The sequence below is a fragment of the Bradyrhizobium betae genome, assembly GCF_008932115.1.
GTDB lineage: Bacteria > Pseudomonadota > Alphaproteobacteria > Rhizobiales > Xanthobacteraceae > Bradyrhizobium > Bradyrhizobium betae.
The window spans coordinates 1,596,426-1,623,064 of sequence record NZ_CP044543.1 but is presented as its reverse complement, the minus strand read 5'-3'; the positions used below and the strand labels follow the sequence as shown (position 1 = coordinate 1,623,064).

The 26,639-nt window shown below is 64.3% G+C and carries 25 protein-coding genes; 19 read left to right on the top strand and 6 right to left on the bottom strand.

The window, feature by feature from the left end; translation table 11 throughout:
• Positions 1-54 precede the first annotated feature (54 nt).
• From F8237_RS07825 to F8237_RS07780, 10 genes are all read left to right on the top strand, one after another.
• Complete coding sequence (locus F8237_RS07825; protein WP_151643438.1) at positions 55-417, top strand: caspase family protein; 363 nt, start codon at positions 55-57, stop codon at positions 415-417.
• 153 nt (positions 418-570) lie between these two features.
• Entirely contained in the window at positions 571-1,677 is a 1,107-nt protein-coding gene (locus F8237_RS07820; RefSeq protein ID WP_151643436.1) for an efflux RND transporter periplasmic adaptor subunit, read from the top strand.
• Between the two features lie 178 nt (positions 1,678-1,855).
• Positions 1,856-4,993 (top strand): efflux RND transporter permease subunit, encoded by a 3,138-nt coding sequence (locus F8237_RS07815; protein ID WP_151643434.1) that lies wholly within the window; start codon positions 1,856-1,858, stop codon positions 4,991-4,993.
• Positions 4,994-5,026: 33 nt separating this feature from the next.
• Positions 5,027-5,626, top strand: coding sequence for a TetR/AcrR family transcriptional regulator (locus tag F8237_RS07810; RefSeq protein ID WP_151643432.1), 600 nt, complete (start codon positions 5,027-5,029; stop codon positions 5,624-5,626).
• A 119-nt stretch (positions 5,627-5,745) separates the two neighbouring features.
• Positions 5,746-6,369: a flavin reductase family protein gene (locus F8237_RS07805; protein WP_151643430.1), complete on the top strand. Its 624-nt coding sequence runs from the start codon at positions 5,746-5,748 to the stop codon at positions 6,367-6,369.
• A gap of 291 nt (positions 6,370-6,660) precedes the next feature.
• Positions 6,661-8,928, top strand: a complete 2,268-nt coding sequence (locus tag F8237_RS07800) for an acyl-CoA dehydrogenase (RefSeq protein WP_162005922.1) — start codon at positions 6,661-6,663, stop codon at positions 8,926-8,928.
• Positions 8,928-10,211 (top strand): acetyl-CoA C-acetyltransferase, encoded by a 1,284-nt coding sequence (locus F8237_RS07795; protein ID WP_151643426.1) that lies wholly within the window; start codon positions 8,928-8,930, stop codon positions 10,209-10,211. The genes F8237_RS07800 and F8237_RS07795 overlap by 1 nt, the downstream gene beginning before the upstream one ends.
• A 2-nt stretch (positions 10,212-10,213) precedes the next feature.
• The gene (locus tag F8237_RS07790) at positions 10,214-12,310 is read left to right on the top strand and encodes a 3-hydroxyacyl-CoA dehydrogenase NAD-binding domain-containing protein (protein WP_162005921.1); all 2,097 of its coding nucleotides are present in this window, start codon (positions 10,214-10,216) and stop codon (positions 12,308-12,310) included.
• A gap of 7 nt (positions 12,311-12,317) precedes the next feature.
• Positions 12,318-12,728, top strand: coding sequence for an acyl-CoA thioesterase (locus F8237_RS07785; protein WP_151643422.1), 411 nt, complete (start codon positions 12,318-12,320; stop codon positions 12,726-12,728).
• Between the two features lie 222 nt (positions 12,729-12,950).
• Positions 12,951-13,142 (top strand): hypothetical protein, encoded by a 192-nt coding sequence (locus F8237_RS07780; RefSeq protein WP_151650491.1) that lies wholly within the window; start codon positions 12,951-12,953, stop codon positions 13,140-13,142.
• A 120-nt stretch (positions 13,143-13,262) separates the two neighbouring features.
• Here F8237_RS07780 and F8237_RS07775 read toward each other — a convergent pair whose 3' ends face one another.
• Positions 13,263-13,700: a nuclear transport factor 2 family protein gene (locus F8237_RS07775; protein WP_374761602.1), complete on the bottom strand. Its 438-nt coding sequence runs from the start codon at positions 13,698-13,700 to the stop codon at positions 13,263-13,265.
• A 45-nt stretch (positions 13,701-13,745) separates the two neighbouring features.
• Positions 13,746-14,213 (bottom strand): nuclear transport factor 2 family protein, encoded by a 468-nt coding sequence (locus tag F8237_RS07770; RefSeq protein WP_151643418.1) that lies wholly within the window; start codon positions 14,211-14,213, stop codon positions 13,746-13,748.
• 154 nt (positions 14,214-14,367) lie between these two features.
• Here F8237_RS07770 and F8237_RS07765 point away from each other — a divergent pair, with 154 nt between their 5' ends.
• Together F8237_RS07765 and F8237_RS07760 are read left to right on the top strand one after the other, a co-directional pair.
• Positions 14,368-15,054, top strand: coding sequence for an HAD family hydrolase (locus tag F8237_RS07765; protein ID WP_151643416.1), 687 nt, complete (start codon positions 14,368-14,370; stop codon positions 15,052-15,054).
• Positions 15,055-15,145: 91 nt separating this feature from the next.
• Positions 15,146-15,985 (top strand): DeoR/GlpR family DNA-binding transcription regulator, encoded by an 840-nt coding sequence (locus F8237_RS07760; protein WP_151643413.1) that lies wholly within the window; start codon positions 15,146-15,148, stop codon positions 15,983-15,985.
• A gap of 11 nt (positions 15,986-15,996) precedes the next feature.
• On the opposite strand, the gene F8237_RS07755 is transcribed toward F8237_RS07760, so the two are convergent.
• Both F8237_RS07755 and F8237_RS07750 read right to left on the bottom strand, forming a co-directional pair.
• A complete protein-coding gene (locus tag F8237_RS07755; RefSeq protein WP_151643411.1) occupies positions 15,997-16,419 on the bottom strand; it encodes a type II toxin-antitoxin system VapC family toxin in 423 nt (140 codons plus the stop codon).
• Positions 16,419-16,670 (bottom strand): type II toxin-antitoxin system Phd/YefM family antitoxin, encoded by a 252-nt coding sequence (locus tag F8237_RS07750; RefSeq protein WP_151650490.1) that lies wholly within the window; start codon positions 16,668-16,670, stop codon positions 16,419-16,421. Before F8237_RS07750 ends, F8237_RS07755 begins: the two co-directional genes overlap by 1 nt.
• A gap of 290 nt (positions 16,671-16,960) precedes the next feature.
• Here F8237_RS07750 and glpD point away from each other — a divergent pair, with 290 nt between their 5' ends.
• From glpD to F8237_RS07715, 7 genes are all read left to right on the top strand, one after another.
• Positions 16,961-18,511, top strand: coding sequence for a glycerol-3-phosphate dehydrogenase (gene glpD, locus F8237_RS07745; RefSeq protein ID WP_151643409.1), 1,551 nt, complete (start codon positions 16,961-16,963; stop codon positions 18,509-18,511).
• Positions 18,508-19,584 (top strand): ABC transporter ATP-binding protein, encoded by a 1,077-nt coding sequence (locus F8237_RS07740; RefSeq protein WP_151643407.1) that lies wholly within the window; start codon positions 18,508-18,510, stop codon positions 19,582-19,584. The genes glpD and F8237_RS07740 overlap by 4 nt, the downstream gene beginning before the upstream one ends.
• Positions 19,585-19,596: 12 nt before the next feature.
• Complete coding sequence (locus F8237_RS07735; protein ID WP_151643405.1) at positions 19,597-20,682, top strand: ABC transporter ATP-binding protein; 1,086 nt, start codon at positions 19,597-19,599, stop codon at positions 20,680-20,682.
• Positions 20,682-21,584 carry a carbohydrate ABC transporter permease gene (locus F8237_RS07730; RefSeq protein WP_151643403.1) on the top strand — a complete coding sequence of 301 codons (903 nt, stop codon included), beginning with the start codon at positions 20,682-20,684 and terminating at the stop codon, positions 21,582-21,584. The genes F8237_RS07735 and F8237_RS07730 overlap by 1 nt, the downstream gene beginning before the upstream one ends.
• Complete coding sequence (locus tag F8237_RS07725) at positions 21,584-22,390, top strand: carbohydrate ABC transporter permease (RefSeq protein ID WP_151643401.1); 807 nt, start codon at positions 21,584-21,586, stop codon at positions 22,388-22,390. The genes F8237_RS07730 and F8237_RS07725 overlap by 1 nt, the downstream gene beginning before the upstream one ends.
• A gap of 10 nt (positions 22,391-22,400) precedes the next feature.
• A complete protein-coding gene (locus F8237_RS07720; RefSeq protein ID WP_151643399.1) occupies positions 22,401-22,730 on the top strand; it encodes a DUF2160 domain-containing protein in 330 nt (109 codons plus the stop codon).
• A 77-nt stretch (positions 22,731-22,807) separates the two neighbouring features.
• Positions 22,808-24,601 (top strand): ABC transporter substrate-binding protein, encoded by a 1,794-nt coding sequence (locus F8237_RS07715; RefSeq protein ID WP_151643397.1) that lies wholly within the window; start codon positions 22,808-22,810, stop codon positions 24,599-24,601.
• Positions 24,602-24,858: 257 nt separating this feature from the next.
• On the opposite strand, the gene F8237_RS07710 is transcribed toward F8237_RS07715, so the two are convergent.
• Both F8237_RS07710 and F8237_RS07705 read right to left on the bottom strand, forming a co-directional pair.
• Entirely contained in the window at positions 24,859-25,953 is a 1,095-nt protein-coding gene (locus F8237_RS07710; protein WP_151643395.1) for an alkene reductase, read from the bottom strand.
• Between the two features lie 173 nt (positions 25,954-26,126).
• Positions 26,127-26,630 carry a DUF1993 domain-containing protein gene (locus F8237_RS07705; protein WP_151643393.1) on the bottom strand — a complete coding sequence of 168 codons (504 nt, stop codon included), beginning with the start codon at positions 26,628-26,630 and terminating at the stop codon, positions 26,127-26,129.
• Positions 26,631-26,639: the final 9 nt, after the last annotated feature.

The following is a 26,639-nucleotide window of genomic DNA, read 5'->3' as shown; positions in this document are numbered from 1 at the left end:
CGTGAGTCTCGGTGCTAGGGTCGGGACATTGCCGGTGAGGGAGATTTTTCTTTGATGTGGGGCGCGAGCATTGTCGCGTCGGCGCTTTGCGCTCTGATGCTTTTTGCCGAACCGGCGCTGGCGGCCAAACGCGTCGCGCTCGTTATCGGCAATTCGTCCTATCAGAACGTCGTCAAGCTCACCAACCCCTCCAACGACGCCGAGGCAATGGCCGCCGCGTTGAAAGCGGCCGGGTTCGAGTTCGTCGATCTCAAGCGCGGCGAGCGAACCCCCGCCATCGGCGAGCCCCGGGCAGAAGCGCGGCGTCAAGGACGTCGAAGCTCTCTGGTCCAAATGCTCCAACAACGGCAAGACGGGCCGGAACAATCGGACCTTCGCCAGCGTGAACGCCTGCGTCATGCGCGGCATGTAGCTTGAGCCTTCAATCGACCATTCCTGAGGCTAGCGGCTCGGTCGAATGCAGACGTTACTATGCGTTAACGATCACGCTTTCCTGATGACTGACGATTATTGACTTTCGTCAGTGATTAGTCGACATTCCATGCATTGCAGCCGCAGGAGTGTCCTCCGATGTTCGTTCGGTCAGTTTTATCCAGCTATTCCAGGCTCTTGGCGGGTGTGTCGCTGGCCTTGATGGCCGCCGCGCTGGCTGGGTGCAATGACACCGTCGCTGAAAAGGCCGAGCCGCCACGGCCGGTTCTGGTCGCGACCGCGCATTATGATGCCGAGACGCCGGAGCGCAGCTTCGTAGGTACCGTCAGGCCCCGGATCGAGAGCGATCTCGGCTTCCGCGTTGCCGGCAAGGTCGCCAAGCGCCTGGTCGAAGTCGGCCAGACCGTTGAGATTGGCCAGCCGCTCGCGACCCTCGACGAGGTCGATCTGAAGCTCCAGGCCGAGCAGTCCGTCGCCGAGCAGACCGCCGCGACCGGCGTGCTGGCCCAGGCCGCCGCTGCCGAGCAGCGCGCCAAGGATCTGAAGGCCAAGGGCTGGACCACCGATGCCCAGCTGGATTCGAGCCGCGCCGCCGCCGATGAGGCCCGCGCGCGTCTGAACCGGGCCGAGCGCTCGGTCGAACTGACCAAGAATTCCCTTTCCTACGCGACGCTCAACGCCGACGCCCGTGGCGTCGTCACCGCAACGCTGATCGAGCCCGGCCAGGTGGTTGCCGCAGGCCAGACTTCGATCCGCGTCGCCCGCTTTGCCGAAAAGGAAGCGGTCGTCGCGATCCCTGAGACGCTGGTCGGACGTGCCAAGTCGGGCGCCGCCAGCGTCACTCTTTGGTCGGAGCCGGGCAAGAAGTACGCGGCCAAGCTGCGCGAAATCGCGCCCACCGCGGATTCCGCCACGCGGACCTATCTCGCGAAGTTCTCGCTGCCCGAGGCCGACGACAAGGTGTCGCTCGGCATGACCGCGACGCTGACGCTGTCGGATGCCGCCACCGAACGCGTCGCGCGGTTGCCGCTGTCGGCGTTGTTCAACGAAGGCGGCAAGCCCTCCTTCTACGTCGTCGACGACAATGGCGCCGTCACGCTGAAGCCGGTCGTGGTGAAGTCCTACGAGAGCAACGACGTCATCATCACCAGCGGTGTGGACGAGGGTGCCAAGATCGTGGCCCTCGGCGTTCAGAAGCTCGATCCGGGCCAGAAGGTGCGTATCGTGTCGTCCCTTTCGTTCTAAGGCGTTTTTACGAGTTTCGTCGTGTGAGGTGAGTTTCGGCCCGAGCGCAAATGCGAAGGCTGAAGCGGCGAAGCGATCCAGAACCTGCCCAGCCCCCTGGATTGCTTCGCTGCCTCGCGACGACGGCTGAACAGAGTGGCTGTCGTTTTTGCAACTGGATCGTTTTTCGGAGAGAGCGATGAAGCGCTTCAACCTTTCGGCCTGGGCCGTCAGCCATCAGACGCTGGTTCTCTTCCTGATGCTGGTGCTCGGCGTCGCCGGCTTCTTCTCCTATCAGAAGCTCGGCCGAGCCGAGGATCCGTTCTTCACCGTGAAGGTGGTCAACGTCTCCGTGATATGGCCGGGCGCGACCGCGCAGGAGATGCAGACGCAGGTCGCCGATCCCATCGAGAAGAAGATCCAGGAGCTGCCCTATTTCGAGAAGGTGCAGACCTATTCCAAGCCCGCGTTTACCGCGCTCCAGGTCACCTTCCGCGACTCCACGCCGCCGAAGGACGTGCCGTATCTGTTTTATCTGCTGCGCAAGAAGCTCGCCGACGTGCAGGGCCAGTTGCCCTCGGGCATCCTCGGGCCCGTCGTCAACGACGAGTTCTCCGACGTCGATTCCATTCTCTACATGATGACCGGCGACGGCGCCGATTACGCCCAGCTCAAGAAGGTCTCCGAAGGCTTCCGCCAGCGCCTGCTGAAGGTGCCGGGCGTGACCAAGGTCGACGTCTACGGCAATCAGGACGAGCGCATCTTCGTCGAATTCAGCCACGCCAAGCTCGCCACCCTCGGCATCACGCCGCAGGCGCTGTTCGATTCGCTCGCCAAGCAGAACAACGTGACGCCGGCGGGCACGGTCGAGACCTCGTCGCAGCGCGTGCCGCTGCGCGTCACCGGCGCGCTCGACGGTGCCAAGGCCGTGGCCGAAACGCCGGTCGAGAGCAACGGCCGCGTGTTCCGCTTAGGCGATATCGCCACCGTCACCCACGGCTATGTCGACCCGCCGAGCTTCATCGTGCGCCAGGAAGGCAAGGCCGCGATCGGCATCGGCGTCGTCACCGCCAAGGGCGCCAACATCCTCGAGCTCGGCAAGGAGGTCGAGAAGGCCACCGCCGAGTTCATGAAGGCCGTGCCGCAGGGCATCGACGTCAAGCTGATCGCCGACCAGCCCAAGGTGGTCGAGCACGCCGTCGGCGAGTTCGTGCACTCCTTCATGGAAGCGCTCGTCATCGTGCTGTTCGTCTCGTTCCTGGCACTCGGCTGGCGCACCGGCATCGTGGTCGCGCTGTCGGTCCCGCTGGTGCTCGGCATCGTCTTCATCGTCATGAACACGATGTCGCTCGACCTGCACCGCATCACGCTCGGCGCGCTGATCATCGCGCTTGGCCTTCTGGTGGATGATGCCATCATCGCGGTCGAGATGATGGTGGTGAAGATGGAGCAGGGCTGGGACCGCTTCCGGGCTGCGTCCTTTGCCTGGGAATCGACCGCGTTTCCGATGCTGACGGGAACGCTGGTCACGGCCGCCGGCTTCCTCCCCATCGGCTTTGCAAATTCCGCGGTCGGCGAATATGCCGGCAGCATCTTCTGGATCGTGGCGATCGCGCTGGTCGCCTCCTGGTTCGTGGCGGTGATCTTCACGCCCTATATCGGCGTCATGCTGCTGCCCAACATCAAGGTGCACCACAATCACGATCCGCACGCGGTCTACGAGACCCGGATGTATCGCGGCCTGCGCGCCATCGTGCAGTGGTGCGTCAACCACCGCATCACCGTGGTGGTCGCGACCGTCGGTGTGTTCATCGCCTCGATCGTCGGCTTCGGCCATGTCCAGCAGCAGTTCTTCCCGCTGTCGGAACGGCCCGAGCTGTTCCTCCAGCTGCGCCTGCCGGAGGGCACCGCCTTCAACGTCACCGAGAAGGCGGTGAAGAAGGCCGAGACGCTGCTGAAGGACGACAAGGACATCGAGACCTATACCTCCTATGTCGGCCAGGGCTCGCCGCGCTTCTGGCTCGGCCTCAACCCGCAACTCCCGAACGAGGCTTTTGCCGAGATCGTCGTCGTCGCCAAGGGCGTCGAAGCGCGCGAGCGGGTCAAGGCCAAGATCGAGGGCGCGGTCGCCGACGGCATGCTGACGGAGGCGCGCGTGCGCGTCGATCGCTTCAATTTCGGTCCGCCGGTCGGCTTCCCCGTCCAGTTCCGTGTGATCGGGCCCGATGCCAACAAGGTGCGCGAGATCGCCTATCAGGTTCGCGACGTCATGCGGCAGAACAAGAACGTCAAGGATGTCCAGCTCGACTGGAACGAGCGGTCGCCCTACCTCAAGCTGGTCGTCGACCAGGACCGCGCCCGCGCCATGGGCCTGACCCCGCAGGACGTGTCGCAGGCACTCGCGATGCTGATCTCGGGTGCGCAGGTCACGACCATCCGCGACGGTATCGAGAAGGTCGCTGTGGTCGCCCGCGCGATCCCGTCCGAGCGCCTCGATCTCGGCGGCGTCGGCGATCTCACCATCACTTCCCGCAACGGCGTTGCCGTGCCGCTGCAGCAGATCGCCAAGATCGAGTATGCCCACGAGGAGCCGATCATGTGGCGGCGTAACCGCGACATGGCGATCACCGTGCGCTCCGACGTCGTCGACGGCGTGCAGGCGCCCGACGTCACGGGCCAGATCACGCCGAAGCTGAAGGCGATCAAGGATCACCTCGAGCCGGCCTACCGCATCGAGCCGGGTGGCGCGTTCGAGGAATCCGCCAAGGGCAACGCCTCGATCTTCGTCCTCTTCCCGCTGATGGTCATGGTGATGCTGACGCTGCTGATGATCCAGCTGCAGAGCTTCTCGCGCCTGATCCTGGTGTTCCTGACCGCGCCGCTCGGCATCGTCGGCGCCTCGTTCGGCCTCAACCTCGCCAACGCCCCGTTCGGCTTCGTGGCTCTGCTCGGCCTGATCGCGCTCGCCGGCATGATCATGCGCAACACGGTCATCCTGGTCGACCAGATCGAGACTGACGTCTCGCACGGCCTGACCCGGCGTGAGGCGATCGTGGAGGCAACCGTCCGCCGCGCCCGTCCGGTGGTGCTGACGGCGCTCGCCGCGATCCTCGCCATGATCCCGCTGTCGCGCTCGGCCTTCTGGGGTCCGATGGCGATCACCATCATGGGCGGTCTGTTCGTCGCGACCTTCCTGACCCTCCTGTACCTGCCGGGCCTCTATGCACTTTGGTTCAGGAAGAGCCTGGATGAGGCGGGGACTCCCGACCAGTCCGCTGCGTCGCAGCATGGCAGCGATGAGCATTCCGCAATTCCGCTTGCTGAAGCGGCTGAATAAATGAGAAGACTGCTGACGAACGAGTCCTGACTGATGGCCCTTATTTCGGAACATATCGAAGGCGACACCCGGGACCGTATTCTCGAGGTGGCCGAGCGGCTGTTCCGCCAGATCGGCTACCAGAAGACCACGGTTGGGGACATCGCCAAGGAGCTCAGGATGAGCCCCGCCAATGTCTATCGCTTCTTCGAATCGAAGAAGGCGATCCATCAGGCGGTGGCCCGTTCGCTGATGGGCGAGGTCGAGCTGGAGGCGCAGCGGATCGTGGCGCGGCCGGGTCCCGTGCTCCCGCGCTTCCGCGAGCTGCTCACCACCATCCATCGCATGAACACCGAGCGCTATGTCGGCGACAACAAGCTGCATGAGATGGTCGAGATCGCGATGCAGGAGGACTGGGAGGTCTGCGTCGCCCATATGGAGCTGATCACCACGGCGGTCGGCCAGATGATCGCGCAGGGCGCGGCCTCCGGCGAGTTCGTGGCGCCGGATCTGGAGCTGGCCTCGATGTGCGCCTGCACCGCGATGATGCGCTTCTTCCACCCCCAGATGATCGCCCAGTGCACCACCAAGCCCGGCCCGACCATCGACCAGATGATCGATTTCGTCATCGCGGGTCTGTCCCCGCGCCCCTGACCCATGTTTTGAGTTGACCGTCATTCCGGGGCGATGCGAAGCATCGAACCCGGAATCTCGAGATTCCGGTTTCGGTCCTGCGGACCGCCCCGGAATGACGGAAAACGGAGAAACAGCGCGTGACCGACAAAGACCTGTACTTCTACGAGCCCTCCAAGGGCCACGGCCTCAAGCACGATCCCTTTAACGCAATCATCGCGCCGCGGCCGATCGGCTGGATCTCCTCACGCGACACCAAGGGCCAAGTCAATCTGGCGCCCTACAGCTTCTTCAACGCCTTCTGCTACGTGCCGCCGATCATCGGCTTCTCCTCCACCAACTGGAAGGACACGGTCTCGAACATGGAGCAGACCAGGGAGTTCGTCTGGAATCTGACCACCATGGACCTCGCCAAGCAGATGAATGCGACCGCCGCGCATGTCGGCCCCGAAGTCGACGAGTTCGAGATCGCGGGCCTCACCGCCGTGCCCGGCAAGCTCGTCAACGTGCCGCGTGTGGCCGAGAGCCCGGTCGCCTTCGAGTGCAAGGTGTCCGACATCGTCCGCCTCAAGGGCGCCGACGGCAAGGAAGCCGATGCCTGGCTGACGCTCGGCGAGGTCGTCGCCGTCCACATCGACAAGGCCATGATCAAGGACGGCGTCTACCAGACCGCTGCCGCCCGCCCGATCGTGCGCGCGGGGCGCCGCGGCGACTATTTCGAGATCAAGCCGGAAAACATGTTCGAGATGGTCCGGCCGGATTAAGGCTGGGCCACAGTCATTCCGGGGCGACGCGTCAGCGTCGAGCCCGGAATCCATAACCACGATCGGGAGTATGGATTCCGGGCTCGCGCCAAGAGGCGTGCCCCGGAATAACGATGTGGAGGCATCCCGCCCCAACCCCTCCCCGGAACTGCCCCCACGCCCCGGCCGTTAGGTCCCCGGGGCGGCCGCCCGGCCGCGTCAATTCGCTTCTTTTTGCCGGCGAAGTGTTCACTCACCCCAGCCACTTTCCGCTAAAATGCCTGACAACCGCGCCGTTGCATGAGGTCCGCCATGAGCTTCCGCCGCGACACCATCACCAAGCCGATCTTCTCCTGGGCGCGCGGCGTGCTGCCGGCGATGTCCGACACCGAGCGCGAGGCGCTGGAGGCCGGTGACGTCTGGTGGGACGCCGATCTCTTCACCGGCAATCCCGACTGGTCGAAGCTGCTGAAGATCGCGCCGGCCAAATTGACCGACGAGGAGCAGGCCTTCCTCAACGGTCCCGTCGACGCGCTCTGCACCATGCTCGACGAGTGGAAGATCTTCTGGGAATGGCGCGACTTGCCCCAGGACGTCTGGGCTTTCATCAAGCGCGAGAAGTTCTTCGGCATGATCATCCCGAAGGAGTTCGGCGGCCTCGGCTTCTCGCCCTATGCGCATTCGGAAGTCGTGCGCAAGATCTCGACCCGCTCGATCGCGGCCGCCGTCACCGTGATGGTGCCGAACTCGCTTGGACCCGGCGAGCTCCTGATGCGCTTCGGCACCAAGGAGCAGCAGGAGCGCTGGCTGCCACGCCTCGCCGATGGCCGTGATATTCCCTGCTTCGGCCTCACCAGCCCCGAGGCCGGCTCCGATGCCGCCTCGATGGTCGACACCGGCATCATCTGCAAGGGCACTTTCGAAGGTCGCGAGGTCGTCGGCCTCAAGCTGAACTGGCACAAGCGCTACATCACGCTCGGTCCCGTCGCGACACTCTTGGGGCTGGCGTTCAAGGCCTACGATCCCGATCATCTCGTGGGCAACGAGGAAGAGCTCGGCATCACCGTGGCGTTGATCCCGACTCATCTGCCCGGCGTCGAGATCGGCCACCGCCATCTGCCGTCGATGCAGGTGTTCCAGAACGGCCCGAACCGGGGCCGCGATGTCTTCATTCCGCTCGACTATGTCATCGGCGGGCAGGAGCGGCTGGGGCAGGGCTGGAAGATGCTGATGACGGCGCTCGCCGCCGGCCGCGGCATCTCGCTGCCGTCGCTGTCGGCGGCCGGTGCCGTCTACGCAGCGCGCACCACAGGCGCCTATGCCCGCATCCGCGAGCAGTTCGGCATCTCCATCTCCAAGTTCGAAGGCGTCGAGGAGCCGCTGGCGCGCATCGTCGCCACCGCCTATCAGCTTGATGCGGCACGGCGGCTCACCTGCGCGGCGCTGAACGCCGGCGTTCATCCCGCCGTCATCTCGGGCATCATGAAGCTGCATGCGACCGAGCGGATGCGCACCGCTGTCGACGACGCCATGGATATCCATGGCGGCAAGGCCGTGATCGACGGTCCGCAAAACTATCTCGGCAATCTCCACCGCGCCGTCCCCGTCGGCATCACGGTGGAGGGTGCCAACATCCTGACTCGTAACCTCATCGTGTTCGGGCAGGGCGCGATCCGCGCGCATCCTTATCTGCTCGCCGAGATGACCGCGCTTGCCGATACCGACCGCGACCGCGGGCTCACCGCGTTCGACAAGGCGTTCTGGAAACACGTCGGCCATAGTTTCGAGACGCTCTTGCGGGCTTTCGGCCGGAGCTGGACATTCGGTGCCTTCGCGCCGGCACCGAACGCAGGTGACGCCACGCCGTTCTATCGCCAGCTCTCGCGCTATTCGGCGGCGTTTGCGCTCTGCGCCGACATGGCGCTGCTCACGCTCGGCGGCGCGCTCAAGCGCAAGGAGATGCTGTCGGCGCGCTTCGGCGACATTCTCTCCGAACTGTACCTGCTCTCGGCCGCGCTAAAACGCTGGCAGGACGAGGGCCGGCAGAAGGACGATTTTGCCGTGCTGCAATGGTGCATGGCGAGCGGCTTCAAGACGATCGAAAACAGGCTTGCGGAAATCCTCGCCAATCTGCCCAATCGCTTCGTCGCCGGCTTCCTCAAGCTCGTGATCCAGCCATTCGGCGCCCGCGTGCTCGGCCCGTCCGACCGCGTCGTGCACCAATGCGCTGGCATCGTGCTGGAGCCCTCGGCCGCGCGTGAGCGTCTCACGCCGGATCTCGCCCATGTCGATGACGACGGCGGCTTCGCCCGGCTGGAGCGAGCGTTCAAGCTGGTCACGGGTACCGACGCGATCGCCAAGCGCATGCGCGCCGCGCACGTCCGCGACTGGAAGGACGCCGTGGCCAAGGGCGTGATCACGCAAGCCGAAGGCGAGCAGCTTGCCGAGGCTCATGAAGCCGTCACAAAAGTGATCGAGGTCGACGATTTCGCGCCGGAGGCGCTGTCGCCGATTTACAAGAAAACCGGAGATGTGCATCAGTTCTTCCAGGAACTCGGTGAACAGAGGGCGGCGAGCTGATGGCACGACCGGTTTTCATCGTCGACGGCAGCCGGACGCCGTTCTTGAAAGCGCGCTCGGGGCCGGGGCCGTTCACGCCGGTCGATCTTGCCGTGCAATGCGGACGGCCGCTGCTGGCGCGCCAGCCGTTCTCGCCGGATGATTTCGACCAGGTCATTCTCGGCTGCGTCAACGTGATCGCGGACGAGATGAATCCGGCCCGTGTCGCCGCGCTCCGGCTCGGTATGGGCGAGGACATGGTCGCCTTCACCGTGCAGATCAATTGCGGCTCCGGCATGCAGTCGATCGATACCGCCTACCGCTACATTCGCGAGGGGCACGCCGACATGATCCTCGCCGGCGGCGCCGAGGCGCTCAGTCACGCACCGCTGGTCTGGCCGAATTCGGGCGTGCGCTGGTTCGCCGGCCTTGCCATGGCGAAGGGCATCGCCGCGAAGGCCGCCGCCGCCTTCAGGCTGCGGCCGCGCGATCTCAAGCCCATCATTGGCCTGGAGCGCGGGCTGGCCGACCCCATCACCGATCTGAACATGGGTCAGACCGCCGAAGTCGTCGGCCATCTCTTCGGCATTACGCGCGCGCAGTCCGACGCTTACGCCGCCGAGAGCCACCGCCGGCTCGCGCATGCGCAGACGCAGGGCTATCTCAAGGGCGAGGTCGAGACCGCGTTCTCCCGTAATGGAAAATTCTTCGACCACGACGACGGCGTACGGCCGGACTCGACGGCGGAAACGCTGGCAAAACTGAAGCCGGTGTTCGAGCGCCCTTGGGGCCAGGTCACCGCCGGCAATTCCTCGCAGATCACCGACGGCGCCTCCTGGGTGATCCTCGCCTCCGACGCGGCGGTGGCAAAGCACAGACTGACACCGAAGGCCGCGATCGTCGACAGCAACTGGGCCGCGCTCGATCCCAGCATCATGGGGCTCGGTCCTGTGATGTCGGCGACCCCGCTGCTTCAACGCAACGGTCTCACGGTTCAGGACGTCGAGACCTGGGAGCTGAACGAGGCTTTTGCGACGCAGGTGCTCGGCTGTCTCGCCGCCTGGAACGACGACAGATTCTGCCGCGAGATTTTGGGCTTCGACGGCGCGGCCGGCGAGATCGACCGTGAGAGGCTCAACGTCGACGGCGGCGCCATCTCGCTCGGCCATCCCGTCGGCACCTCCGGCAACCGCATCGTGCTGCATCTCGTCAACGCGATGAAGCGGCTCGGCACGCGGCGCGGCGTCGCCACCGAATGCATCGGCGGCGGGCTCGGCGGCGCCATGCTGATCGAGGCGGTGTGACGATGGATTCGAAGATCATGACCGCGCTCGGCGATCGCGTGCTGACGCTCGGGCCTCAGCCGGCGGCCGATGGCCCCTACAAGCATTTCAAGCTGACGCGCGATGACGACGGTGTCGCTTGGCTGCTGTTCGACCGCGCCGATGCAAGCGCCAACACGCTCTCCTCGGACGTGATGGAGGAATTCGACGCCGTGCTGGCGGCGATCGAGACCGAGCGCCCCGCCGGCCTCGTCATCCGCTCGGCCAAACCTTCCGGCTTCATTGCGGGCGCGGACGTCAACGAGTTCCGCGGCGCAACCGACGCCGGCTTGGTCGAGACGCGGATCCGCGCCGCGCATGCCGTGGTCGATCATCTTGAGGCGCTGAAGCTGCAGACGGTCGCGGTGATCCACGGCTTCTGCCTCGGCGGCGGCCTCGAGGTCGCGCTCGCCTGCCAGTCGCGCATCGCAATCGACGGCGCGCGATTCGGCTTCCCCGAGGTGATGCTCGGCCTGCATCCCGGTCTGGGCGGCACCGCGCGCTTCACCGCGCTGGTCAATCCGACCCAGTCGATGGCGTTGATGCTGACCGGCCGCACCATCGATGCGCGCCGCGCCAAATCGCTCGGCCTCGTCGATGCCGTGACGCAGGAGCGCCATGTCCGCAGCGCGGTGAAAGACGTTCTGTTCGGCCGGCTGAAGCGGGCCAAGCCCGGCCTGCTTACGCGCGCGGCCAATCTCGGACCGGTGCGCGGACTGCTGGCCAAGCGGATGCGCTCGGAGGCGGCGAAGGCCGCACCCCGCGAGCACTATCCCGCGCCTTACGCGCTGATCGATCTCTGGGAGAGCCATGGCGGTAGCAAGGCCGCGATGCTGAAGGCCGAGCAGGCTTCCTTCGCCAAATTGATGGTGACGCCGACCGCGCAGAATTTGATCCGCGTGTTCTTCCTGCGCGAGCAGATGAAGAAGGCGGCAGGTAGCGGCAATACGATCAGGCACGTCCACGTCATCGGCGCCGGCGCCATGGGCGGCGACATCGCTGCTTGGATAGCCGGGCAGGGGATACGCGTCTCGCTCGCCGACATGAAGCCGGAGCCGATCGCCGGCGCGGTGAGGCGCGCCGCCGAGCTCTACGGCAAGATCATCCGCAAACCGACCGAGGTGCGTGACGCGCTCGATCGGCTGATCCCCGACATGGACGGGGAGGGTGTCCGCAACGCGGATCTCATCATCGAGGCGGTGCCGGAAAAGCTGGAGCTCAAGCAGAAAGTCTATGCCGGCCTCGAGCCGAAGATGAAGCCGGGCGTGATTCTCGCGACCAACACGTCGAGCATTCCGCTTCAGGATTTGCGCACGACGCTGGCGCGGCCGGAGCGGCTCGTCGGCCTTCACTTCTTCAATCCGGTGTCGCGGCTGCAACTGGTCGAGGTTGTCAGCCATGACGGCAACGATGCGCAGGTAATGAAGGAGGCGCTCGCCTTCGTCGGCGCGATCGACCGTTTGCCGCTGCCCGTGAAGAGCTCGCCCGGCTTTCTCGTCAACCGCGCGCTGACGCCGTACATGCTGGAAGCGATGGTGATGCTGGACGAGAAGACCGACCAGCGCCTGATCGACGCCGCCGCCGAACAGTTCGGCATGCCGATGGGGCCGATCGAGCTGGCCGACCAGGTCGGGCTCGACATCTGCCTCGACGTCGGCGACATGCTGCGCACCAGGTTCGGCGACCTGTTGCCGCCGACGCCGGCCTGGCTGCGCGACAAGGTCGCCAGGGGCGAACTTGGTCGCAAGACCGGCAAGGGCTTCTACACCTGGAAGGACGGTAAGGCGGAGAAGGCGCCGCTGCCCAGGACCGGCCCGGGCGTCACCGACCAGATGATCGACCGGCTGGTGCTGCCGATGTCCAACGTCTGCGTCGCGGCCCTTCGCGAAGGCATCGTCGATGATCCCGACGCCGTCGATGGCGCGATGATCTTCGGCACCGGGTATGCGCCCTTCCGTGGCGGGCCGCTGAATTATGCGCGCACGCGCGGGGTGGAGAATGTCGTATCCACCCTGCGTGCGCTGGCCGAGCGATTCGGCGCGCGCTTCGCGCCCGATCCGGGCTGGGACAATTTCAAATGAGAGCCATATGACCGACGAGCCCGACACCGAACCGAGCGGCGATCTCTGCATCCGCACGCTGGCGATGCCCGCCGACACCAACGCCAATGGCGATATCTTCGGCGGCTGGCTGCTCAGCCAGATGGACGTCGGCGGCGGCGTGTTCGCATCGAAGGTGGCGCGATCTCGCACCGTGACGGTGGCGATCGAGGCGATGAATTTTCGCAAAGCGGTCTATGTCGGCGATCTCGTTTCCGTCTACGCCAATCTCGTGCGGGTCGGCCGCACCTCGATGACCGTGCATCTCGAAGCCTGGGCGCTGCGGCGCAGGGAGCTTCAGCCGATCCTGGTGACCGACGGCAATTTCACCTATGTCTCGATCGACGACGAGGGCCGTCCGCAAGCGATCCGCCGAGACGATCCGACGATCGCGACGTAGCCGCGCGCGGCGCTCTGCCCCATCTCACGAAAATGTGCAGCGTGGCCAAACGCGGCGCGAGTGAGTCAACGCGTCGCGGCTTCGCCAACAACCAGTCATAAAACGGATGAGGTCCCGGCGTACTCAGATGCGCATCGATTCGGGGTGGAAACGACTGATTTGCGCTCAGGAACCTTTGGGCAAAATCGTCGTTATTTGCCCGCATTGAGGAATCTACGGGCCATGCCGGACAGCTACATCATCGAAGTCAATTCACAGACCGCGGGCATCGTCGTTCGCGGCCAGGGCGGCTACTGCTTCTTCGCCTCGTCCCACGAGTTCAACCGCCTCGAAGGCCAGCTCTTCCGCAACGCCCGCGAAGCCGAACGCGCCGCCCGCAAGCTGGTTAACGGCGATGTGAGGGAAGCGGCGTAGGTCCCGGTGTCATTCCGGGGTGCGCATAGCGCGAACCCGGAATCCATTATGCGACATAACAAGTGGATGAATGGATTCCGGGCCCGCGCCTTTCGGCGCATCCCGGAATGACGCCGTTCATCACAGCTTTGTCGCGGAGCGCGACAACAGCTTCCAATCGTCGCCCTGCTTCAGCCAGTTCATCAGGATATTCAGCCAGTTCATCAGGATATGAAGGCTGTTCGCCACTTTCTGTCCGCCGGTCATCATCTCGGCCAGCCAGTGGAAGCGCACGATCGCGGCGGGGCCGACGATCTTGATGGTCGGGTCCTTGTACGTAATCGACAGGAATTCGGTCTTGCCGTCGGTGGCGTTGGCGATGAAGGCCGCCTTGTCCTCGAGGAAGCCGCTGGAATGGCTGTAGCTCAAATCGTCCGCGCACAGCGCGCCGAGCGCCTTCGGGTCGGCCGCGATCTGGGCAAGACGAAATGCCTCGACGTTCTTTGCCACCGCTTCATGGTCCGTCGTGGCAGCATGATCGCGATTCAGTGTCATCGTATCCTCCGTTCTTGCCGCCATGCGGCGAGCTACACTCTCCCGCAACGGGAGGGGGCAGAATCGTCATCACAACTTCGTCGCAGCTCGCGACAACAGCTTCCAGTCGTCGCCCTGCTTCTGCCAGTTCATCAGGATGTGAAGGTTGGTCGGCACTTTTTTCCCATCTGCCGCCATCTCCTGTTCCGCGACCCAGTGGAAGCGCACGATCGCGGCGGAGCCGACGACCTTGATGGTGGGGTCCTGATACGCGATCGACAGGAACTTCGATTTTCCGTCGGTCGCGTTGGCGACGAAGGTGGCCTTGTCCTCGACCTTGCCGCTGGAATGGCTGTAGCTGAGATCGTCCCAGCACAGCGCGCCGAGCGCCTTGGGGTCTGCCGCGATCTGGGCGAGGCGGAAGGCCTCGACCTTCTTCGCCACGGCGTCCTCGTCCGCTGACGCGGCCAGCGCCGGTGTCGTGACAGCGAGCGCTGAGACGGCAAGCGCTGAGACGGCAAGGGTCGAGAGAGCCAGATCGCGTCGATTGATCGTCATCGTTTCCTCCGTTCTTGATCTTGCATGGAGTGTTGCAGCCGCGCGCGGCTTTGTCGAGTGTCCGTGACGGTCATGTCGATGCGTCATTGCGCGATGGAGGCTGTATTGATACGTCTTTCGCATTGATGCATCGCGCATCGGGGAAAGTACGGAAATGATCGAGGCTCTCGGCAAGCACATGAGCAAGGCATTGCTGTTCGACATCGACGGTACGCTCGCCAATACCGACCCGCTGCACCTGAAGGCCTTCAACCAGGTGCTTGGGCCGCGTGGCCACGTGTTCGATCACGCGCGCTTCTCCAGGGAGCTGCAAGGTTTCTCCAATGTGTCGATCGGCGAGCGCTTCCTGCCCGATGAGGCGCTGGACAAGCGCGCCGAGATTCTCGGCGAGAAGGAGCATGTCTTCCGCACGCTCGTCGCCGGGCAGATCGAGCCGCTGCCTGGTCTGATGGCGCTGCTCGACAAGGCAGATGGCGCTGGCATTCCCATGGCCGCGGTGACCAACGCGCCGCGTCTCAATGCCGAGCTGCTGCTGTCCGGTCTCGGCATCACGCATCGCTTCAAGGCGATCGTGATCGGTGACGAACTGCCCCACGGCAAGCCGCATCCGCTGCCCTATCAGGAAGGATTGCGCTTCGTCGGCGCCAGCGCGGCGGCCTCGGTCGCGTTCGAGGATTCCCGCTCCGGCGTGCAATCTGCGTCGGCCGCCGGCATTCCGACCATCGGCATCCGCACCAGCCTCAGCCATGCTGACCTTGTTGGATCAGGCGCCGTCGCGTCCGCCAGCGCCTTCGACGACCCGGATCTGCTCGCGCGTCTCGCCGCCGCGATGGCGTGGTGAGAGGCTTCGGCCGTTAATCGTGATTGGCGTCCGCATTGACCGCAGCCGCGAACCGCCGCACCATGCGGCCTTCTGATTTGAGGCCATCGCCGTGACCGGATTGACCCATCGCCAAGCCGAAATCCTCAACATCGCGCGTGCTTCGGGCCGCGTCATGGTCGAGGAGCTGGCGCGCAAGTTCGAGGTCTCGGCGCAGACCATCCGCAAGGATCTCAACGATCTCTGCGAGCGCCGCTCGCTGACCCGCATCCATGGCGGCGCGATCATCGCGTCCGGTGTCGAGAACCTCGCTTACGAAGCTCGCCGCTTCGTCGCCGCCGACGAGAAGAAGGCGATCGGGGTTGCGGCCGCCTCGCTGATCCCGAACGGCTGCTCCCTCTTCATCAACATCGGCACCACGACCGAGGAGGTCGCGAGCGCGCTGACCTCGCACGAGGATCTCCTCGTCATCACCAACAACCTCAACGTCGCGATGCTGCTCTACCGACATCCCCGCATCGAGGTGGTGGTCGCCGGCGGCACGGTGCGGCGTGCCGATGGCGCCGTGGTCGGCTCGACCGCGACGCAGCTGATCGGGCAGTTCAAGGTCGACTACGCCATCATCGGCGCGTCCGCGATCGACGAAGAGGGCGCGCTGCTCGACTTCGACTATCGCGAGGTGCAGGTCGCGCAAGCCATCATCGCCAACGCCCGCAGCGTCATGCTGGTCGCCGATTCCACGAAACTCCGCCGCAGCGCGCCGGTGCGCATCGCCCATATCAGCCAGATCCAGACCTTCGTCACCGATCAGGAACTGCCCGAGCGCCTCGCCACGATTTGCCACAGCAAAGGCATCGAGGTGATGGCGGCAATGCCGAAAGGGGCGGGGGAATCGGATGAGGCAGCAGCGGAGCCACCTCAAGACCCGGGTTCGGTCGTCCGCCTGCGATAGCGGGAGGCGTCCTACCCTGCTGCTGGTTTCCACGGGTTGAATAGCGTCACACCCGTAGGTTCGAAATCTCCCACATTACGCGTAATAACCGTCAAGCCGTGAACAAGCGCGGTTGCCGCGATGAGAGCGTCGCGTTCAGCCTTCGGATTGGGAACGTGAAGTTGCGCACAACGCTGGGCCACTACCGTATCAACGGCCAGGATTCGCCCTTCGAAACGAGCTAGAACCTGATCGTCGATCCACGTGCGCAAGACAGCCCCCTGCGCCGCGTCCTTGCGCGCGATCAGGCGCGCGCCAAGTTCGATTTCGAGAATCGAGATCGCCGACATGAAAAAATTCGCAGCGGGAATCGCATCGGCCCAGGCGACGACATTGCGATCCGCTTTGTCAGGTCGCCTCAGTTCGGAGATGACATTCGTGTCCAGCAGAAACATCAGTCGAGATCGGCGGGCTTGAAGACTCCGCCGGACATGCGGGGCGGATCGAACTCGAAGTCCGTGTTCGCCTGCGCCAGAGCTTCGGCAAGGCTCATGTGCCCGCCGCTCAGGCGCAAATAATCCTCGATCGTCAGCAGGACATGAGCCGGGCGGCCACGATCCGTAATGAAGACGGGTCCCTGCGAGGCGGCTTTCTTGGCGCCGCTTGTATCCTGGTTGAACTCTCGGCTTGTCAGGGTGGTCACCATCTTCAGCTCCTCCACGACGTGGTTAGGCTTACGAGCGCGAATTATATGTAGATATGTTTCTACATTCAATATCCCCATCGGGCCGCGAGGCCGGTCATGCCCCCTGCCGATCAATCCGGACCATTTGCTCTCGAATTTGGCCGTTCCTCTGCCGATTTCGTCGTCGGCTGCCCGATAAAAATGTTTCGCTTTCACTTCCCGTCTCTTGTCTTTCATCTTGCTTTCGGTTTTCGGTATGATTTAATCGAAAGCGAAAGTAGCTGCTCGAAGGAACGAGCGGTCGCCGGGGGATGCGTCTGTTGGAGCGGATTTTCGACCTCGCCATCATTGGAGGCGGTGTTAACGGCTGCGGCATCGCGCGCGACGCGGTGGGCCGCGGCAACAGTGTCTTCCTGTGCGAAATGAACGATCTGGCGAGCGGGACGTCGTCCTGGTCGACCAAGCTGGTGCATGGCGGGCTGCGCTATCTCGAATATTACGAATTTCGCCTGGTCCGCGAGGCGCTGATCGAGCGCGAGATCCTCTGGGGCATCGCGCCCCACATCATACGTCCACTGCGTTTCGTTCTGCCGCATCACGCCGGCCTGCGCCCGGCGTGGCTGCTGCGCCTCGGCCTCTTCCTGTATGACCACATCGGTGGCCGTCACCTGCTGCCCGCGACCCGCTCGGTCGATCTGCGGCGTGACGAGGTCGGCCGTCCGCTGATCCCGAATCGCTACAGCCGCGCCTTCGAATATTCCGACTGCTTCGTCGATGATGCCCGCCTCGTCGTGCTCAACGCACGCGACGCCGCCGACAAGGGCGCGGAGATCCGCACCCGCACCTGCGCCACCGAAATCCACCAGTCCGAAGGCGTCTGGACGGTCAGCATGGTCGATACGCTGACCGGCGCGCGCTCGCAGGTCCAGGCCCGCGCGCTGGTCAATGCCGGCGGCCCCTGGGTCGAGGACGTGCTCGGCCGCGGCGCCGGTGTGAATGCAAAGGCCAAGGTGCGCCTGGTGCAGGGCTCGCACATCGTCGTGAAAAAGCTCTACGACCACGACCGCGCCTACATGTTCCAGAACGCGGACGGCCGCATCATCTTCGTCATCCCGTACCAAGACGATTTCACGCTGATCGGCACCACCGACCGCGACTATGACGGCGATCCTTCCAAGGTGAAGGCGACGCCCGAGGAGATCGAGTATCTCTGCAAGGCCGCCAGCGAATATCTCGCCAAGCCGGTGACGCCAGAGGACGTGGTCTGGACCTATTCCGGCGTGCGTCCGCTCTATGACGACGGCGCCAGCGAAGCCAAGGCTGCAACCCGCGACTACGTGTTCGAGCTCGACACGCCGGGCAACGCGCCGCTGCTGTCGATCTATGGCGGCAAGATCACGACTTATCGCCGGCTTGCCGAAGAGGCGCTGGAACGGCTCGCGCCCTATCTTCGCAGTGCGAAAGCGCGCGAGGGCTGGACCGGCAAGGCGCCGCTGCCCGGCGGCGACATGGGCGTGTCCGACGTCGACGGCCTGATCGCCGAGCTCCAGCGCGGCTATCCCTTCCTCAGCCACGAGCACGCGCGGCGCCTCGCGCGCGCCTATGGCACCAGGGCGGCAAAGCTGCTCGGCGATGCGAAATCGGCCGCCGATCTCGGCCAGGCCTTTGGCGCGACGTTGACCGAGCGCGAGGTCCGCTACCTCATGGCCAACGAATGGGCCGTGACCGCCGAGGACATCGTCTGGCGCCGTTCCAAGCTGGGGCTGCGACTATCTGCCGACGAGATCGCGGCGTTGAGCGACTGGATTGCAACCCATGGTGTGCGGCAAAGTCCCCTGCTGGAAGCAGGAGGCCGCTCATGACCGTGACACTCGATCACGTGACCCGGACCGTCGACGGTATCGAGCACATCCGCGACGTCTCGCTGACGCTCGAGAGCGGCACGCTCAACGTGCTGCTCGGGCCGACGCTGTCGGGCAAGACCTCGATCATGCGGCTGCTCGCGGGTCTCGACAAGCCGACCGCGGGCAAGGTGCTGGTCAACGGCAAGGACGTCACCGGCGTCGATGTGCGCAAGCGTTCGGTCGCGATGGTCTATCAGCAGTTCATCAATTATCCCTCGCTGACGGTCTACGAGAACATCGCCTCGCCGCTGCGCGTGCAGGGCAAGCCACGTGACGAGATCGAAACGCGCGTGGCGGAAGCCGCAAGACTGCTGCGGCTCGAGCCGTTCCTGAAGCGTACGCCGCTTCAGCTTTCCGGCGGTCAGCAGCAGCGCACCGCGATGGCGCGCGCGCTGGTCAAGGGTGCCGATCTCGTGCTGCTCGACGAGCCGCTCGCCAATCTCGACTACAAGCTCCGCGAGGAGCTGCGTGCTGAGCTGCCGCGCATCTTCGAGGCCTCGGGCGCGATCTTCGTTTATGCCACCACCGAGCCGACCGAAGCGTTGCTGCTCGGTGGCAACACGGTCTGCATGTGGGAAGGCCAGGCGCTCCAGATCGGCGAGACGCCGAATGTCTACCGCCAGCCGCAGACCCTGCGCGTCGCGCAGGTGTTCTCCGATCCGCCGCTCAACCTCGTCGGCATCGAGAAGAGGAACGGCTCGGTGCAATATGCCGGTGGCGCCGCGTCGCCGGCCTCCGGCCTCTATTCGTCGCTGGCCGACGGCGCCTATCGCGTCGGCTTTCGCGCCCATCAGCTCGCGCTCGCCAACGGTGAGGCCGACCGCCACGCCTTCCACGCCACGGTGACGGTCACCGAAATCACCGGTTCGGAGAGCTTCGTGCATTTGACCCGCGACGGATCGAACTGGGTTGCGGTGCTGCATGGCGTGCACGAATTCGAGCCCGGCCAGACGCTCGATGCCGTGCTCGATCCCAACGATGTCTTCGTCTTCGATGCCGCCGACCGTTTGGTCGCGGCACCAAGCTCTTGAGGGAGACGCGACATGGCCCGCATTGACCTCGTCGATCTCGCCCACTCCTACGCAGGCAATGACGCGCCGCAGGACAGCTTTGCGCTCAAGCCGGTGACCATGACCTGGCGGCAGGGTGGCGCCTATGCGCTGCTCGGACCTTCCGGCTGCGGCAAGACCACGCTGCTCAACGTCATCTCCGGCATCATCACGCCGTCGCGGGGAAAAATCCTGTTCGACGGTGTGGACATCACACCGCTGTCAACCCAGAAGCGCAACATCGCCCAGGTGTTCCAGTTCCCGGTGATCTACGACACCATGACGGTGGGGCAGAACCTGGCGTTTCCTCTGAAGAATCGCGGCGTGCCGAAGGCCGAGATCGACAAGCGCGTCGCCGAGATCGCCCGCCTGCTCGATCTCGAACCCTATCTGAACCGCAAGGCGACGCGGCTCACCGCCGACGCCAAGCAGAAGATCTCGCTCGGCCGCGGCCTGGTCCGATCAGACGTCGCCGCCGTGCTGTTCGACGAGCCGCTGACGGTGATCGATCCCGAGCTGAAATGGCAGCTGCGCTCCAAGCTGAAGGCGCTGCATCGCGAGCTCGACCTGACGATGATCTACGTCACCCACGACCAGACCGAGGCGCTGACCTTCGCCGACACCGTCGTCGTCATGCATGACGGCCGCGTCGTGCAGAGCGGCACACCGGCCGAGCTGTTCGACAAGCCGGCGCACACATTTGTAGGCTATTTCATCGGCTCGCCCGGCATGAACATCATTCCAGCCGAGGTGAGGGGCCGCGAAGCCAGGGTCGGCGGACACGTCATTGCGCTGGGCCGCAGCTATGACAAGCTTCCGGCCGGCGCGAAAATCGAAATCGGCGTTCGTCCTGAATTCGTCGACGCGGTCGCGCCCGCGCCCGGCCTGCTCTCGGCAAAGATCGAGCGCATCGACGATCTCGGCCGCATCCGTTTCGCCCGCACGCGCCTCGGCGACGCCAAGCTCGCGGCGCGCGCGCCGGCGGGCTTCACCAGTTCGGACGGCACCGCCGGGCTGAAATTCGACCCGTCGCATATCCACGTCTATGCCGACAGCCTTCTGGTGGAGGGAGCCGCCTGATGGACAAGACCGTCAACCAAAAAGCCTGGTTCCTCGTGCTGCCGGTGTTCCTGGTCGTCGCCTTCTCGGCGGTGCTGCCGTTGATGACGGTGGTGAACTATTCGATGCAGGACACGTTCGGCAACAACCAGTTCTTCTGGAATGGTGTCGGCTGGTTCAAGGAATTGCTCGATCCCTCGACCGACCTCGGCGGCCGCTTCCTCGCCTCGCTCGGCCGCAACCTGTTCTTCTCGCTGGTGATCCTCGCCATCGAGGTGCCGCTCGGCATCGTCGTCGCGCTGTCGATGCCGCGGCAGGGCTGGACGGTGGCGGCCTGTCTCGTCATCCTCGCGCTGCCGCTGCTGATTCCGTGGAACGTGGTTGGCACCATCTGGCAGATCTTCGGCCGGCCCGACATCGGGCTGCTCGGCTATGTCCTCAACCATATCGGGATCGACTACAATTACGTCTCCAACGAATTCGACGCCTGGGTTACCGTCATCGTGATGGACGTCTGGCACTGGACCAGCCTCGTTGCGCTGCTGTGCTATGCCGGGCTGAAGTCGATCCCGGAAGCCTACTATCAGGCCGCCCAGATCGACGGCGCCTCGCGCTGGGCCGTGTTCAAGGCGATCCAGCTGCCGAAGATGAACCGCGTGCTGCTGATCGCCGTGCTGCTGCGCTTCATGGACAGCTTCATGATCTACACCGAGCCGTTCGTCGTCACCGGCGGCGGCCCCGGCAATTCCACCACCTTCGTGTCGATCGAGCTGGTCAAGATCGCGCTCGGCCAGTTCGACCTCGGCAAGGCGGCAGCGCTGTCGCTGGTCTACAACCTGATCATCCTGATCGTCTGCTGGATCTTCTACACCGTCATGACCAATGCCGGCGCCGAACGTAAGCCGCAGGAAGGAGCCGTGTGATGCATTCGATCCCCGGCCGACGCGTCATCATGGCGCTGTTTTTGATCTTCCTGCTGCTGCCGATCTACTGGCTCGTCAACATGAGCTTCAAGACCAATGCCGAGATCGTCTCGACGATGACGCTATGGCCGCATACCCCGACGCTGCAGCACTACAAGCGCATCTTCACCGATGAGAGCTGGTATTCCGGTTACATCAATTCGCTGGAATACGTCGTCCTCAACACCATCATCTCGATCTCGGTGGCGCTGCCGGCGGCCTACGCTTTCTCGCGATACCGCTTTCTCGGCGACAAGCATCTGTTCTTCTGGCTGCTGTCGAACCGCATGGCGCCGGCCGCGGTCTATGCGCTGCCGTTCTTCAACCTCTATTCGGCGATCGGCCTGTTCGATACGCCCTGGGCGGTCGCGCTCGCGCATTGCATCTTCAACGTGCCCTTGGCGGTCTGGATCCTCGAAGGCTTCGTCTCCGGCGTGCCGCGCGAGATTGACGAGACCGCCTTCCTCGACGGCTATTCTTTCCCGCGCTTCTTCATCAAGATCCTGGTGCCGCTGATCGCGAGCGGCATCGGCGTTGCCGCCTTCTTCTGCTTCATGTTCTCCTGGGTCGAGCTGCTGCTCGCACGCACGCTGACATCGGTCTCGGCCAAGCCCATCGCCGCGATCATGACGCGCACGGTGTCGGCGGCCGGCATGGATTGGGGTCTGCTGGCCGCGGCCGGCGTGCTCACCATCATTCCGGGGGCGCTCGTGATCTGGTTCGTCCGCAATTACATCGCGCGCGGTTTCGCGCTGGGTCGGGTCTGAGGAGGCATCAATGGAATCCATCGCATGGATGGCCTGGACGCTGCCGACGGCGATCTTCTTCGTCGCGCTCGCTTGCACGCTTGCCGTGATGACGTATCTGGCGGCGGTCTATCCCGAAGCCGAGCGTGTCGGCGTGCTCAGCATCCCGACCACGCGCGGCGACCGCCTGTTCATCTCGCTGATCACGGCCGCCGTCATTCACCTCTTGTGGATCGCTTTCATGGGCACCGATGCGCTTGCGACGGTGCCGATCGGCGAGGAAGGTTTTGAAATCTCGAGCCTGTGGCTCGCATCAGGAATTTCGCTGGTCACGGCCGCGCTCATTTTCCGCACGGTCTGAAACTCGCGAAGGGACGGCCAGATCCGGGACCAACCCGGGTCTGTACAAAAGTTTGTCGCTGCAACGGAGGAAACAACATGCGACGGTCTAGAAGCAAAGGTCCGCTGACCAAAGTCAGCTTGCTGAGCGTATCAAGTGCGGCAGCCATCATTGCGGTAGCGTTCGCCGTCTCGGCGCCCGTTCGCGCCGCCGATGATGCCGCGATCCAGAAGTGGATTGCGGAATTCCAGCCCTCGACCTTGTCGAAGGACGACCAGAAGAAGGAGCTGGAGTGGTTCGCCAAGGCGGCCGAGCCGTTCAAGGGCATGGAGATCAACGTCGTCTCCGAGACCATCACCACCCACGAATATGAATCGCAGACGCTGGCCAAGGCGTTCTCCGAGCTCACCGGCATCAAGCTCAAGCACGACATCATCCAGGAAGGTGACGTCGTCGAGAAGCTGCAGACCCAGATGCAGTCCGGCAAGAACGTCTATGACGGCTGGATCAACGATTCCGACCTGATCGGCACCCACTTCCGCTACGGCCAGACCATCGCGCTGTCGGACTACATGACCGGCGAGGGCAAAGACGTCACCGACCCCATGCTCGACGTCAACGACTTCATCGGCAAGTCGTTCGGCACCGCGCCGGACGGCAAGCTCTACCAGCTGCCCGACCAGCAGTTCGCCAATCTCTACTGGTTCCGCTACGACTGGTTCACCAACCCGGACTACAAGGCCAAGTTCAAGGCCAAGTACGGCTATGAGCTCGGCGTTCCCGTGAACTGGTCGGCCTATGAGGACATCGCCGAGTTCTTCACCAACGACATCAAGGAGATCAACGGCGTCAAGGTCTACGGCCATATGGACTATGGCAAGAAGGACCCGTCGCTCGGCTGGCGTTTCACCGACGCCTGGCTGTCGATGGCCGGCAACGGCGACAAGGGCATTCCGAACGGCCTGCCGGTCGACGAGTGGGGCATCCGCATGGAAGGCTGCCGCCCGGTCGGCTCCTCGGTCGAGCGTGGTGGCGACACCAACGGTCCGGCCGCGGTCTACTCGATCACCAAGTACCTCGAGTGGATGAAGAAGTATGCTCCGCCGCAAGCCCAGGGCATGACCTTCTCCGAGTCCGGTCCCGTGCCGGCGCAGGGCAACATCGCCCAGCAGATGTTCTGGTACACCGCCTTCACCGCCGACATGGTGAAGCCGGGCATCGCCGTGATGAACGCGGACGGTACGCCGAAATGGCGTATGGCTCCGTCGCCGCACGGCGCGTACTGGAAGGAAGGCATGAAGCTCGGCTACCAGGACGCCGGCTCCGTGACGCTGCTGAAGTCCACTCCGGCGGATCGCCGCAAGGCAGCCTGGCTCTATCTCCAGTTCATCGTCTCCAAGACGGTGTCGCTGAAGAAGAGTCATGTCGGTCTCACCTTCATCCGTGAATCCGACATCTGGGACAAGTCGTTCACCGAGCGTGCGCCGAAGCTCGGCGGCCTGATCGAGTTCTACCGCTCGCCCGCGCGCGTGCAGTGGACCCCGACCGGCAACAACGTGCCCGACTATCCGAAGCTGGCTCAGCTGTGGTGGCAGAACATCGGCGATGCGTCGTCCGGTGCGAAGACGCCGCAGGCCGCGATGGACTCGCTTGCCGCCGCCCAGGACTCCGTCATGGAGCGTCTGGAGAAATCGGGCGTGCAGAAGGAGTGCGGTCCGAAGCTGCACAAGAAGGAGTCGGCCGAGTACTGGTACGCCAAGGCCCAGAAGGACGGCACTCTCGCTCCGCAGCGCAAGCTCGCCAACGAGAAGCCGAAGGGCGAGACGGTCGACTACGACACGCTGATCAAGTCGTGGCCGGCAACCCCGCCCAAGCGCGCCTCGCTGCAGTAAGCAGAGGTCTCAGAACGACGAAAGGCCGGGAGCGATCCCGGCCTTTTTCTTTTTACCGCGCCACGTTTGCGGGAGATGCCGAGCTATCGCCGTCATCCTGAGGTGCTCGTCCTGCAGCGCAGGACGAGCCTCGAAGGACGACAGGCCCGGCTGCATCCCGGCCGCTCATCCTTCGAGGCTCGCCAAGCGCCGCTTCGCGTCGCATGGCTCACGCCTCAGGATGACGGATTGGGATTGCGCGTGGACCGCTGCCGCCCCTACTTCGCCGCCGCCAGCGTCGGGTAATCCGTATATCCCTTGGCGCCGCCGCCGTAGAACGTGTTCTTGTCCCAGTCGTTCAGCGCCGCGCCCGTCTTCAGCCGTTCGACCAGATCGGGGTTTGAGATGAAGGGCTTGCCGAAGGCGATCAGGTCGGCGGCGTTGGCGTCCAGCACCTTGGTGGCGAGCTCGAAGTCGTAGCCGTTGTTGGCGATGTAGGCGCCGGAGAAGCGCTTGCGCAGGCTCGCATAGTCGAACGGCGCGAAGTCGCGCGGGCCGCCGGTGGCGCCTTCGACGACGTGGAGATAGACCAGCTTGAGCGCATTGAGGCCATCGACGATGTGATCGAACAGCGGCTGCGGATTCGAATCCACGATGTCGTTGGCGGGCGTCACCGGCGAGATGCGGATGCCGGTGCGGTCGGCGCCGGCTTCCGCCACAACTGCCTTGGAGACTTCCAGCATCAGCCGCGCCCGGTTCTCGATGGAGCCACCGTAGGTGTCGGTACGCTTGTTGGCGCCGTCCTTGGCGAACTGGTCGAGCAGGTAGCCGTTGGCGCCGTGGATCTCGACGCCGTCGAAGCCGGCTTCGAGCGCATTCTTCGTCGCCCGCTTGAAGTCGTCGATGATGCCCGGAATTTCAGAGAGCTCTAGCGCGCGGGGCTCGGAGACGTCGGCGAAGCCGCCATTGACGAAGGTCTTGCCCTTGGCGCGGATCGCGCTCGGCGCCACCGGGGCCGCGCCGTTGGCCTGGAGATCGACATGCGAGATGCGGCCGACATGCCAGAGCTGGATGTAGATCTTGCCGCCGCGCTCATGCACCTGGTCGGTGACCTTGCGCCAGCCGGCGACCTGGTCCTTGGTGTAGATGCCGGGCGTATCCTGGTAGCCCTGGCCCTGCTGTGAGACCTGGCTCGCCTCGGTGATCAGAAGCCCCGCGGAGGCGCGCTGGGCGTAATAGTCGGCGGCGAGGGCACCCGGTACGAAAGTGCCGGGAACGGCGCGGTTGCGCGTCAGTGGTGCCATCACGAGGCGGTTGGCCAGCGTGATCGGGCCAAGCTTGTAGGTCTCAAACAATTTGGTCGGACGGCTCATGGGAATGCTTTCAGGCGGTGAGAGGTCCGGAACACTTGTGCATCGCGGCAATCAGCGCAAGGGACGAGCCATACGGAAACTGCAGGCGAGCTACGCGGCGGCGGCCGCGTAGCATAATTCATGTGCAGTTTCGGCTACGGCAGCAAATTTCGACTGCCCGGTCGCGCGATACGTCAGTTAGCGCCGAGGAAATCGCGCTTGCCGATCTCGACACCAGCGTGACGCAGGAGGCCGTGGGCAGTCGCGGCGTGGAAATAGAAGTTCGGGAGCGAGAACGAGCTCAGGAATTGCTGGCCCGTCATCGTGATGGATTTGTCGGGACCGGCCGGGAAGGTGACATTCTTGGCCTCGGCGCCCTCGAACTGCTCGGGCTTGAACGACTTCACATAGTCGATGGTCTTCGCCAGCCGCTGCTTCAGGTCCGCAAAGCTGGTCTCGGTGTCGGGCGTCGAGGGCACTTCGCTATGGGTCAGCCGGGCGCAGCCCTTGGCAGCGAAATCGCTGACGATCTGGATCTGCTTCGACAGCGGCAGCATGTCCGGGAAGAGGCGGGAGCCGAGCAGGACGCTCGGGTCGATCTTCTTCGCCGCGCAATGCGCCTCAGCCTTGGTGAGCAGGCCGGTGAGGCTGTTCAGCATTTGCAGATACGCGGGGACGACGGCGTCGTGGAAGGACATGTGATGCTC